At 40.2% G+C, this 12,560-nt stretch carries 11 protein-coding genes and 1 pseudogene; 6 read left to right on the forward strand and 6 right to left on the reverse strand.

The genetic code is table 11. The annotated features are described in order from the left end of the window. Positions 1-728: 728 nt before the first annotated feature. Positions 729-1,463 carry a Bax inhibitor-1 family protein gene (locus tag VB797_RS18500; RefSeq protein WP_323239191.1) on the reverse strand — a complete coding sequence of 245 codons (735 nt, stop codon included), beginning with the start codon at positions 1,461-1,463 and terminating at the stop codon, positions 729-731. 347 nt (positions 1,464-1,810) lie between these two features. Between VB797_RS18500 and VB797_RS18505 the strand changes: the two genes are divergently transcribed. Together VB797_RS18505 and VB797_RS18510 are read left to right on the forward strand one after the other, a co-directional pair. Continuing rightward, entirely contained in the window at positions 1,811-2,602 is a 792-nt protein-coding gene (locus VB797_RS18505; RefSeq protein WP_323239192.1) for an RNA polymerase sigma factor SigF, read from the forward strand. 54 nt (positions 2,603-2,656) lie between these two features. After that, positions 2,657-2,842, forward strand: coding sequence for a hypothetical protein (locus VB797_RS18510; RefSeq protein WP_323239193.1), 186 nt, complete (start codon positions 2,657-2,659; stop codon positions 2,840-2,842). A 170-nt stretch (positions 2,843-3,012) separates the two neighbouring features. Here the strand turns inward: VB797_RS18510 and VB797_RS18515 are convergent, their stop codons facing one another. Both VB797_RS18515 and dusA read right to left on the reverse strand, forming a co-directional pair. Continuing rightward, on the reverse strand, positions 3,013-4,647 hold the full coding sequence (locus VB797_RS18515; protein ID WP_323239194.1) for an alpha-D-glucose phosphate-specific phosphoglucomutase: 1,635 nt from the start codon (positions 4,645-4,647) through the stop codon (positions 3,013-3,015). Positions 4,648-4,914: 267 nt separating this feature from the next. After that, positions 4,915-5,901 (reverse strand): tRNA dihydrouridine(20/20a) synthase DusA, encoded by a 987-nt coding sequence (gene dusA, locus VB797_RS18520; protein ID WP_323239195.1) that lies wholly within the window; start codon positions 5,899-5,901, stop codon positions 4,915-4,917. 320 nt (positions 5,902-6,221) lie between these two features. Here dusA and VB797_RS18525 point away from each other — a divergent pair, with 320 nt between their 5' ends. Further along, positions 6,222-6,836, forward strand: coding sequence for a pentapeptide repeat-containing protein (locus VB797_RS18525; protein ID WP_323239196.1), 615 nt, complete (start codon positions 6,222-6,224; stop codon positions 6,834-6,836). 393 nt (positions 6,837-7,229) lie between these two features. Beyond that, positions 7,230-7,772, forward strand: a complete 543-nt coding sequence (locus tag VB797_RS18530) for an REP-associated tyrosine transposase (RefSeq protein ID WP_323239197.1) — start codon at positions 7,230-7,232, stop codon at positions 7,770-7,772. Between the two features lie 738 nt (positions 7,773-8,510). On the opposite strand, the gene VB797_RS18535 is transcribed toward VB797_RS18530, so the two are convergent. Next, positions 8,511-8,654, reverse strand: a complete 144-nt coding sequence (locus tag VB797_RS18535) for a hypothetical protein (protein WP_323239198.1) — start codon at positions 8,652-8,654, stop codon at positions 8,511-8,513. 144 nt (positions 8,655-8,798) lie between these two features. After that, positions 8,799-10,820, reverse strand: coding sequence for a magnesium chelatase ATPase subunit D (gene bchD / locus VB797_RS18540; protein ID WP_323239199.1), 2,022 nt, complete (start codon positions 10,818-10,820; stop codon positions 8,799-8,801). A 230-nt stretch (positions 10,821-11,050) separates the two neighbouring features. On the opposite strand from bchD, the pseudogene VB797_RS35010 reads away from it, so the two are divergent. Both VB797_RS35010 and rnc read left to right on the forward strand, forming a co-directional pair. Further along, positions 11,051-11,278 (forward strand): annotated as a pseudogene (locus VB797_RS35010) (Swt1 family HEPN domain-containing protein); the annotation flags it as partial. Between the two features lie 171 nt (positions 11,279-11,449). After that, on the forward strand, positions 11,450-12,130 hold the full coding sequence (gene rnc, locus VB797_RS18550) for a ribonuclease III (RefSeq protein ID WP_323239202.1): 681 nt from the start codon (positions 11,450-11,452) through the stop codon (positions 12,128-12,130). A 52-nt stretch (positions 12,131-12,182) separates the two neighbouring features. On the opposite strand, the gene VB797_RS18555 is transcribed toward rnc, so the two are convergent. Beyond that, on the reverse strand, positions 12,183-12,512 hold the full coding sequence (locus tag VB797_RS18555) for an ATP-binding protein (RefSeq protein WP_323239203.1): 330 nt from the start codon (positions 12,510-12,512) through the stop codon (positions 12,183-12,185). Positions 12,513-12,560 lie beyond the last annotated feature (48 nt).

The raw sequence follows: 12,560 nt of genomic DNA on the forward strand, positions 1-12,560 counted from the left end.
TCTTTAGTGTATTTTATATTCATCTTTGATTCTAGCGATTGTCTGCAAAATTTTCCTGTTTCAACTAAAACAGCAAGGAGTCCCACACCATAATCTTTGATTTGGTGTCGGGAGGAAAAGATTCCCTTGCGGGATCTAGTTTTTATCCTTGATAAAGCAAGAACTAGAAAACTTGTATTTGAGGTAATACCTCGTCCCTTCGGGCAATTCAGCAAGCGATACTTATTCACGACTAAGCCGTATAGAGGTACCAACTAGGGAAATATTGGTACGTATAACCTTGCCAAATCTGTACGGCCCTAACCAACTCTTGCTTTGCATACCGTGAACCTAGTTAAACTAAGTATTTTGCAAGCCTACACTGTACCCGAAGGTGTCAGTGTAGGTAGTTGACGGTTTTTTGATTTAATTTCATTGGGCATGGGGCATAGGGTATGGATTAGAATATTTACAAATTACAGGTGGTGCGTGACGGCAATATCAATTCCTATTAGTTTTGTTCGATAATTTATCGTACCCGTCACACACTAGGCTGTTGACTCTGTGGTTTTTTTTTGGGCTAAAAGTTCATACAGTTTTTGTGTTGGCTTTTGACGGTCGGCAGAGCCGACTGTCATGGGTTCCCAGCCGGAGGCTGGGAACCAGTTAATGCATGAGCCAAAAACGGGTAAATTCTATCAAAGTCAACACCCTAGTCACACACCCTACAATCCCCAATACCCTATGTCTTAGTCTCTACCGCCGCCGCTAATGGCAATCAGCAGGCGTAAGATGAAGATGAATAAGTTGATGTAGGTAAGGTACATCGATAAAGCAGCGGGTAAATATTCGTCATCGCGATAGGTACGGGGTAATACGTAGAAATCTACTATTGCAGCACCGGCGAACAGAAATACTCCCAAGCCAGAAATACCGATTTCCAACCATCCTGGGGTATATACGCCAAACAATGAAAGTCCCAATTGCAAAACCATAACTGCAATTAAGGCGATTACACCCAAACGGACGGTTTTTGTTAAAGCCATACCGTCAGATTCAGAAAGGTTTGAACCTATTTGACGAGCGGCGATAAAGGTGACTCCACAACCTAGGGCGGCGATCCCAATGCCTTGAATGCCTACTCCTTGAGTTCTCAGCGCTAAAAACACTAAGCCGCTAAGGGTATACCCAGATAGAAGGCTGTAGGCTGCTAATAGAGGTAATGCAACTTGCTTATTGCCTTTACTCGCAACATTTTGGGCAACGAAAAACAAAATTAGTTCTACGATTACTGCACCAATAAAGGTGGGGAAAAACAGTTGGGGATTATTGCGGATAACACCAAGTCCACCATAAGTTCCCAAAGCAGTAAGTATTAACCCACCACCTACGTAAGGAAGCGCGTTGGCAATTACGTTAGGTCCTATAAGGGCTTGAGTTTTCGCATCACGAATGGCGTTTCGGAAATTGCTCGTATTACTCATATTTACAACAGATTCTTAATTAAGAAGATTGCTTGTTCTCCTATTTTTACGCAATTTATATGATTCGTGACAAGTTAGAAGTTTTATACAGAACAAATTGACAAACTCAAAACTCGCAACCGTTAATGTTTTGAGCGAATAAAAACTATTTCTCTTGACATATAACCTAAATAGTGAAGAGAGCAAAAATGCGTACAAATACGTATCTAGGGGGTCTGGCACCTTGTAAATTCAGTGAAACAACGAATGGTGTGAAAAAGGATTCACAAGGAAAATAATTACAGCTTTGATAAAACTTTACTCGGCTCAGTTTTTTTACAGGAAAAAGAGTCCCTAAAGGAAATTATATGGCAGTAATTCAGTCCTCTCTTCGGTCTGATGGTATGGAATTATTATGTCTATATCACCAGAATCCTTCTATTAAACTTCGTAACAGACTCGTAAAATTGCATAGTGGTTTAGTGCGGAAGATGGCTCATAAATTTAGCCATCAATGTAATGAGCCTTATGAAGATTTAGAACAAATTGGTTACTTCGGTTTGATTCGAGCAATTGAACGTTTCGATCCTACTCAAGGATATGCATTTAGTTCATTTGCCGTCCCCTATATTCGAGGTGAAATGCTGCATTTTTTGCGCGATCGCAGTACTTTATTAAAAATTCCCCGTCGTTGGCAAGAACTGTACAATGAAGGGCAAAAGGTACGTAAGGAATTAGCGGATGTTTTGGGAAGACAGCCCAAAGATTTGGAAGTTGCCCGCGAACTTAAAGTTTCGGTACAAGAATGGCAAGAAACTAAGTTAGCTGTGCAAAATCGGATGCCTTTGAGTTTAGATGCAACTGTTGTTAACTATGTTGATTGTCAAATCACTTTGGGTGAAGCATTGCCTTGTCCTCATACAGCCGCTCAGCAACACTTAGAAGAAGAACGTCAGCAACTCCACGGCGCGATGGGGATGTTGGAGGAAAAGCCTCGAATGGCAGTAGAACTAGTATTTTTAAAGGAATTCTCCCGCAAAGATGCAGCGAAGAAAATTGGTACTAGTCCAATGACAGTAACGCGGTATCTGCAAAAAGGAGTTGACGATTTAATGAATTTAATGCAGCAACCACAAGCAGTAGTAGCTACCGGAACATGATATGAGGAAAATCTTGCCAAATTAATCGGTTAAAACATGGCTGTCAATTAGTCCATGAAAATTTTATTACGCCTCAGAAATTTGTCATATATTGAAGCCATATATCAACTGACGAAACTCACAACGCGGCGCTTAACATCTTCCCCAACATCGACAACAAAGGTTTTAGCTAAATTGAATAAAAATGGGAATTGGGAATTGGGCATTGGTAATTGGCAATTGGTAATTGGTAATTGGTAATTGGTAATTGGTAATTGGTAATTAGTAATTGGTAATTGGTAATTAGTAATTAGTAATTGGATAATTAAAAGGGAGCAAGATGCTCCCACTACAGATGTTTCTATAATTCCTAACTCCTAACTCCTAACTCCTAACTTTTTTGTCTCCCCATCCTCCAAATGACCTAATAATTAAGTAATAACAGTAGGCTCATCTCGTCCGGTATTGGCTCTAATTTGAGCTATTTCATCGGCTAGGGTAATTAATTCTGCCAATCCTTCTTGGGGATCGAGGTCGTGTTTTGTACTATCCGGCTCGTAGCTTTCTAAGTAAACTCTCAGAGTCGCTCCTTGAGTACCCGTACCGGAAAGTCGAAATACAATCCTGGAACCGTCGCTAAAACCAATTCTAATTCCCTGCTTGTTGCTGACGCTGCCATCTACAGGGTCTGTATAACTAAAGTCATCGGCATACTCAACTGTATAATTACCGAATTGCTTGCCCTTCATTGACGATAACGAAGAACGCAGATTTTCCATTAAGGTATTGGCTTTATCTGTTTCTACTGCTTCATAATCATGTCTTGAGTAGTAGTTGCGTCCGTAGGTTTTCCAATGTTCTTTGACAATTTCTTCAACTGACTGCTTGCGAGATGCTAAGATATTCAACCAAAATAAAACAGCCCAAAGTCCATCTTTTTCCCGTACATGGTTGGAACCAGTACCAAAACTTTCTTCACCACAAAGAGTAGCTTTATCCGCATCTAAAAGGTTGCCAAAGAACTTCCAGCCAGTAGGAGTTTCATAACAATCAATTCCCATTTCCGCTGCTACTCGATCCACAGCCGCAGAAGTAGGCATCGATCGCGCTACACCAGCCAATCCCGAACTGTAAGCAGGTACCAGCTTCGCATTTGCAGCTAACACTGCTAAACTATCGCTGGGAGTTACAAAGAAATTGCGTCCCAAAATCATATTGCGATCGCCATCTCCATCGGAAGCAGCACCAAAATCAGGAGCGTTGTCTCCAAATAAAATTTCAACTAATTCATGAGCATAAACTAAATTCGGGTCTGGATGTCCGCCGCCGAAATCTTCCAAAGGCTTACCGTTACGCACGGTTCCTGCTGGCGCACCCAAGCGCTGTTCAAATAAATCGTAAGCGTAAGGTCCCGTTACAGCGTGTAACGAATCCATACACATCCGGAAATCACCCGAAGTTAACAATTGACGAATGCTGTCAAAATCAAACAGCGACTGCATCAACTCGGCATAATCCGCTACTGAATCAATGACTTGAACCGTCATCGAACCGATTTCAAAACTGCCCAACTTGCTTAAATTTATATCGTCTGCTTCTAAAATCTTGTAAGCATCAATGGTTTTAGTGCGATCGTAAATAGCTTCCGTGACCTTTTCCGGTGCGGGACCACCATTATCGGTATTGTATTTAATCCCAAAATCTTCATCGGGGCCAGCGGGGTTATGACTAGCAGAAAGAATAATACCGCCAAAAGCCTTATATTTGCGGATGATGCAGGAAACAGCAGGAGTAGATAAAATACCGTTCTCACCTACCAATACTCGTCCAAAACCATTAGCCGCCGCCATTTTTAGAATAATTTGGATAGCTTCACGGTTGTAAAAACGACCATCACCACCCACAACCAAAGTTTGTCCTTCATAGCCTTCGAGACTATCAAAAATTGATTGCACAAAATTTTCCAAATAATTAGGCTTTTGAAAAACCTTAACCTTCTTCCGTAACCCAGAAGTACCGGGTTTTTGATCGTCAAACGGCTGAGTTGAAACAGTGCTGATATTCATAAATACGAATTCTTGGGTATTAATAATTAAGTTACCAGCGAAAGGGTCACAGGTCACAGGTTAAAGGTTAAAGGTCAAAGGTCACAGGTCAAAGGTTAAAGGTCACAGGTCACAGGTCAAAGGTCACAGGTCACAGGTCAAAGGTCAAAGGTTAAAGGTCAAAGGTCACAGGTCAAAGGTTAAAGTTCTTTTTGTCTTCTTGTCTCCCCATCCCCCCATCTCCCCATCCCCCCATCTCCCCATCCCCTTGTCCCCACATCCCTTCCCCTAACCCGGAACTTTCGCCAAGGCTTCCCGCACGACTTCCGAACCAACTCCGAAATGACATGAATTTTCTGTAATATGCTGCTTCCAAGCGCGACTACCGGGTTTTCCGGCGAAGAGTTGCAGCATATGTCTGGTAATTTTATTTAGTTTCAAACCTTTCGCTGCCCATTTATCTGTGTAGTCAAACATATTTTGTACTATTTCATGTCTGGTTAGAGAGGGTTTTTCTTCAGCGTAAATTCCCGCATCTACGGTAGCGAAAAGGTAGGGGTTATCGTAAGCTGCACGCCCAATCATTACGGCATCAACTGACTGTAAGTGTTGCTGTACCTGATCTAAACTTTTAAATCCACCGTTGATTTCAATGAATAAATGGGGAAAATCTTGTTTCAAACGATGCACGTCATCGTATCTCAAAGGTGGAACATCGCGGTTTTCTTTGGGACTAAGCCCTTCTAACCAAGCTTTACGAGCGTGGACGGTGAAGCGATCGCAACCAGCTTGAGATACAACTTTGACAAAATTTACCATGTCCTCGTAACTATCTAAATCATCAACACCGATACGATGCTTGACAGTAACGGGAATTTTTGTAGCATCAATCATCGCTGCAACACAATCGGCTACCTGTTGGGGTTGAGCCATTAGACAAGCACCAAAATTACCACTTTGAACTCGACTGCTAGGACAACCTACATTTAAATTGATTTCGTCATAACCCATACCTTCGGCAATCCGAGCGCATTCCGCCAAATCTGCGGGATTATCGCCCCCTACTTGCAGTGACAGTGGCTTTTCTTCGGGAGAGAAACCCAATAAATACTCTTTATCCCCATGCATAATTGCCTGACTCGTCACCATTTCGGTATAAAGCAAAGTGCGACGGGTAATTTGGCGCATAAAATATCGATAATGGCGATCGGTTCTATCCATCATCGGGGCGATGCTTAAAGGTTGAAAGGGCATTGGGGATTGGGGATTGGGCATGGGGATAATCCAAAATCTAAAATTCCTTGAGCTTTATAAATAAAAGTTAGCTATGTAACAGTCTTAAAATTATTATTGTGACGATTTTATAACCGTCCACAAACAGCAATAACGATAATGGTAATTATTTTATTTCTAAAGATGTTTTAATAAAGCTTGAAACTGTTGCCAGGAATACAATTCAGGTTTTTTTAGTTATCATTCTATAACAATTACGAATTCTTTCCCTTTGAGACAGTGTAGTAAACTGTCTACAGTAATCATGGTTTAGTATGGCTTGAGGATAAAGCTATTAGAGACACTCATACAAAAATCCTCGAATGAATACAGTTGACAATCAACTACCATTTGTATTAAGAGCATCTAATATTAACAAAATTCAGAAGCGTGATGCTACCGAAGATGGAAATTTTACGGGTAGCGAGCTAAATGGTGTTGATTTTAGCGGTATGGACTTGAGTTATGTCCGTTTGAATAATGCTCAATTGATAAATGATGATTTAGTAGAAAGCGATTTCAATTGGAATTTGCTAAACAATAAGAATTTGTCGGGTTTTGATTTTAGCAATGCAAACCTCAGCGAAGCTATACTTCGAGGTGCAAATCTCAAAGGTGCTAATTTCTGTCTTGCGATTCTGCGCGGTACCGATTTACAATATGCCGATTTACAAGAAGCAATTCTCAGCGGAAGTATTCTCCGAGGTGCCGATTTGCGAGCAGCGAATCTGTGCAATGCTTATTTGTTAGGTACCAATCTTAGTAATGCTATTTTAACTAATGCGAATCTTAGTAACGCTCATTTAGTAGGTGCAAATCTCTCCGATACCGATTTTTGTGACACTACGGTTAATAATGCTCGATTTGGATGGAATACAGGTATTTCCGAGCAGATGAAGTTTGAGTTGCAGTCGCGGGGAGCGGTTTTTGAGGATTAGGATATCAGGTCAAAGGTCAAAGGTCAAAGGTTAAAGGTAAGTATAATCGTAGGTTGGGTTAGACGCACGAGAAATTTTAACGGTTAACGAATTAATTGAAATTGCGTCGTAACCCAACATAAGTATTTTGATTTAAGACAAGTATTATATAAAATTGCACAAATCGTAGGTTGGGTTAGACGCACGGCAATATATAACGGTTAACGAATTAATTGAAATTGCGTCGTAACCCAACATCAGCATTTTGATTTCAAATGAAGCGAGTTGTTTCATTGGATGTTTAATATTGTTTTGATTTGAATTATTTTGTTTAGTTTTCCAGATTATGTTGGGTTTCGTTCCTCAACCCAACCTACACAATAACTAATTGTATTTATTTATCTAATCAAATAAATGGAATACCGTAGAGCAAAAATAGAAGGAGGTACCTTCTTTTTCACGGTTGTAACTCAGAATCGCCGCAAATTTTTGTGTAATCAAGAAAATATTGTATTGCTAAGAAAGATATTTAAACAGGTAATGCAGCAATATTCCTTTACAATCGACGCAATAGTAATTTTACCCGAACATTTGCATTGTATTTGGACTTTACCACCAAACAATGATGATTTTTCAACTCGTTGGAGTTTGATTAAAGGTGCTTTTAGTCGTCTGTGTCATCCCAAGTATAAAGGAAAAATATCTGCATCGCGGCAGCGCAAAAAAGAACAAGGAATTTGGCAACGTCGTTTTTGGGAACATCAAATCCGCGATGAAGCAGATTTTATTTACCATGTGGATTATATTCATTACAACCCGGTGCGACATGGATATGTGAAAGCACCCAAGGATTGGAAATATTCAAGTTTTCATCGTGATGTTAAACGAGGTATTTATGATATTGATTGGGGTGCAGGGGTAGAATTAGAATTTCCCGATTGGGTGGGGAATGAATAAAATACACAAATCGTAGGTTGGGTTAGACGCACGATAAGATTTAAAGATTAACCAATTAATTTATATTGCGTCGTAACCCAACATCAGTGTTTTGATTTTATATGAATGATCCAACATAAATTTTTGAATGAAGCGCGTTGTTTCGTTGGATGTTTAATATTATTTTAAGTTGAATTATTTTGTTTAGTCTTCTAGGTTCTGTTGGGTTTCGTTCCTCAACCCAACCTACGAACTGAAATTTTGGCGATCGCACGGAATCAGTAAATGCTTCAAATGTTGCAACCTACGGGTTTAACAAAACCGCAGAATCGTAGGTTGGGTTAGACGCACGAAAAGATTTAACGATCAACCCATTAATTTACATTGCGTCGTAACCCAACATCAATATTTTTTCATCTGAAATTACCCAACGTATATTTATAAAATGAAGCGCATTGTTTCGTTGGGTGTTTAATATTGTTTTTAGTTGAATTATTTGGTTTAGTCTTCTAGCAGGTAGGTTGGGTTAGACGCACGAGAAATTTTAACGGTTAAGGAATTAATTTGGATTGCGTCGTAACCCAACATTACAATTGTGAATAAAACGATATCATCACAATAATTTGTCTCGATAAAATGTTGGGTTACGGCGCAATTAAATTTCGCGTTGAAAATTATAACTCTTCGTGCGCCTAACCCAACCTACGAATAATCAATTCCCAATGCCCAATATCACATTCTCAAATCTGCGTTACGCTTTTAGCGTTTAGCTTCGCTAATCGCACCTTTTGTCATGGCGGCTATGGCTTTATCTGTGGCTTTAGGCAGCAGGTAGGTTGGGTTAGACGCACGAGAAATTTTAACGGTTAAGGAATTAATTTGGATTGCGTCGTAACCCAACATTACAATTGTGAATAAAACGATATCATCACAATAATTTGTCTCGATAAAATGTTGGGTTACGGCGCAATTAAATTTCGCGTTGAAAATTATAACTCTTCGTGCGCCTAACCCAACCTACGAATAATCAATTCCCAATGCCCAATATCACATTCTCAAATCTGCGATCGCCCCTTTTGTCATGGCGGCTATGGCTTTATCTGTGGCTTTGGGTAAATGATAATATTTGCCTCCAGCGTTCTTTGCTAGCTCTTTGGCGAAGCCTGTAGACACAAATTTGCTTTCGGTGTCAATTACTAACAATTGCATTCCTAAAGCGCGAATTTTGGCGGCTACTCCTAATAATTCTCCTTTAATATCTGGTTTTTCTCCGGGTTCTTGGGGTTCTCCTAATGAACGAGATAATGGTATATTCCCGCGTCCGTCGGTGATGGCTACTATCACTACTTGTCCGATGTCTCCGCTTCTTTGGGCGTTTAAGCCGACGTGAGCGGCTTGGGTTAAGCCATGAGCAAGGGGTGAACCTCCGCCGCAGGGCATTTTTTCTAAGCGGGTGCGGGCTAAGGTAATGGAACGAGTTGGTGGCAATACTACTTCGGCTTGTTCTCCTCGGAAGGGAATCAAGGCTACTTGGTCGCGGTTTTGATACGCTTCTGTTAATAATTGCATTACCGCTCCTTTGGCTGACTGCATCCTGTTAAGTGCCATTGAACCGGAAGCGTCTACTACAAATACGATCAATGCTCCGGCTTTTCTGGCTAAGCGTTTAGAACGAATATCGCCTTGTTCTACGATCACGTTTCTACCGGGATTTCTTTGCCGCCGTGCTTTTTGATACGGGGCTGCGGCTCGCAATGTGGCATCTACGGCAATGCGACGAACTTTTCCTTTGGGTAACATTGGCTTGATATAGCGTCCCCTGTCGTCGGAGAAGATCAAACCGCGACTTCCGGAGTTACCTTTGCGCTGTGACATTTGAGCAAAATAAAGCACGCTTTCATCTAAGATTACACCTTCTGGATCGAAGATGAATTCTTCGGGAATTGCTGGTGGTTCTTGTTCTTGCTTGGATTCGTCTTCTTGTTCTTCTTTCTCTTCCTGTTCCTCTTGCTCTTGCTCGGATTCGTCTTCTGGTTCTTGGTTTTGTTGTGGTGGGGGTGGTGGTGGCTGTTGCTCTTCTTCTGGTGGTGATTGAATTACGGTTGCGCGGGGTACTATGACTAATTCTACGGCACGACGCAAATCTTCGGCATTAACTTTATCTCTTCCGTCTAATGCTGCGGATGCTTTGGCTACTCGGACTGCGAATAATTCGGCTCGATGTCCCTGCACTACACCGCGAATTGCTTCTTCGACAAGGTAACTAATTTGTTCTTGGCTGATGGTAACTTCTTTCAACCATTCCCGCGCTAACACAATTTGAGTTTTGATCGAGTCGATATCATCGCTGTACTGCTGGAGAAATTCTTGGGGGGAACGAGAATAAGCGATCGCTTGCTCTACTGCTTGTACTCGATCATCTAAACCTAAAACACCGTCTGCGGAAAGGGAAATGGCAATTCTATCTAGTAAATGTTCGCGTAAATTTCCTTCTTCGGGATTGTAAGTAGCGATAAATAACGCTTTGCAAGGATGTTGAAAACTGATTCCTTCCCGTTCGATTTGGTTGCGTCCTTCGGATAGTACGCTTAAAAGTTGATTGCTAATTTGCTCATCTAAAAGATTAATTTCATCTACATATAGCACCCCCCGATGGGCTGCGGCTAGTAAACCCGGTTGAAATACTGTTTCTCCCTGCTTGACCGATTTTTCTACATCTACCGAACCTAAAAGTCGATCTTCGGTGACTCCCAAGGGGATTTGTAAAAATGGTGCGGGAATAATTTCGGTTTCGATGTCAGTGGCATTTAATAAATCATCATCCCATTCTTGCGGGTTGTTGGGATTACAATTACTGATAGAATCTTTAACAACTTCAATCGGTGGTAGTAAAGCGTGAATTGCACGAGCCATCACTGACTTTGCGGTTCCTCTACGTCCGGCGATCGCTACTCCCCCTAAATAGGGATCGACTGCTGCCAATAGTAAAGCTGATTTAATCGCTTCTTGACCAACTACAGCGGTTAGGGGAAAGGTAGTAAGGGCAGAATTAACAGTGGATGCAGCCATTTTTTATATAATAATTAGTCTAGTTTTCTAGCTTACCTTGTTTTAGGATGAGGAACCAAATTCAAGCTAACTCGATCTTAAATTTGAAGTTTTATCAGTAGCTTTAGATAAAATAATTACTAATGCATATGTAATTTTAAATACTAAAAATGGCTATTAGCAATCACGAACGAGTTGGTAGAGGTCTAACTCTCTTAAATCAAGGTTTATATCCTTATGTCCAAAGAGAAATGCAGAAATCTTATGGCGAAAACTGGTTAAATGAAGTTGTATCTAGTATGCCTAAAGAGCAATCTCGACGTAGCCCAGAAGAAGTTTTGGCAGAAGATACTTCTGTTTTACTCAGAGTAATAATCAAGCAGTGGGAACCAGTATTTAAAAAGCTAAGTTTTGAAAACCGCGCTTTGGTGGGTGAATTAATTGAAGTTCGGAATAAATGGGCGCATCAATCCCGTTTTTCTACAGATGATACTTATCGTGCTGTTGATAGTATAGCTCGACTTTTGAAGGCTATATCTGCCTCTGTTGTCAAGATAGCAGAACAATATAAGCAAGAAGTTTTACTTTTATTAATTCCTAAATCTATAGAAATAGAAAAAGCGCAAAAACAAGATAATTTCTATGAAGTAATTCAAAAGGAAAAATTTAATAATAGCTCGCTTTTACGTTGTGCGCTAACTCACCGTTCTTACGTGCATGAAAATCCTCTAGAAGGAGAACATAACGAACGTTTAGAATTCTTAGGTGATGCTTTATTAACTTATTTAAGTGGAGATTATCTTTACCGTCGCTATCCAGATATTGAAGAAGATGAATTAACCCGCAGACGTTCGGCATTAGTCGATGAAAAACAGTTGTCGAAGTTTGCTTATGAAGTTGGTTTAGAAAAAAAGATGCGATTGGGTAAAGGTGCTATTCGTGAGGGAGGATATCAAAATCCTAACTTACTCAGCAGTACTTTTGAAGCTGCGATCGCGGCTTATTATCTTGATAATAATTCAGAGATTGAACCAGTACGTAGCGTTATTGAAAAGCTATTTGATTCTGTACCAGAAAAAATATTTGTATCTCGTTCTAAAGTCGATCCCAAAAATCAGTTTCAAGCCTGGGTTCAGCGTAACATTACCCAAGAACCACCCGACTATATGACTACTCAAGTAGGTGGTCTACCTCACGCTCCAGAATACCTTTCCGAAGTATTTGTAGAACGCAAAAAATTTGGGCAAGGTCAAGGTAAAAATAAAAAAGAAGCTGAAAAAGCCGCTGCGGAAGATGCTTTAGATAACTTAGCAAAAGAAGGGTTTATTTGATGTTTGGGTATGGATAATTGGTAATTGGTAATTGATGATTGATAGTTAATAATTAATTATCCTGTACTTTGAAGGGGACAATAACAGTAAATTTAGAACCACTTCCCAATACAGACTCGGCTTTAATTTCACCTTGGATCAGTTGAATAGTTTGTGAAACAATTGCTAAACCTAAACCAGTTCCATCTATCAAGCAAGAGTCATTTTTAGAATCAGCACGATAATAATGATTAAGAATATTCACTAAATCTTCTTCAGAAATACCAATTCCGGTATCTGAAACTATAATTTCCCACCTGTTTCGATCTAAAGTTCTGCATTCAATTTCGATTGTTCCCGATTCTGTATAGCGAATCGCGTTACTTACTATATTTGTAATAATTTTCCGTAATTTTAACTAAATACTCAGATTTTTAAGCGCGGGTTAGTT

Origin of the sequence: Rivularia sp. UHCC 0363 (genome assembly GCF_034931125.1) — a bacterium.
Classification (GTDB): Bacteria; Cyanobacteriota; Cyanobacteriia; order Cyanobacteriales; family Nostocaceae; genus Rivularia.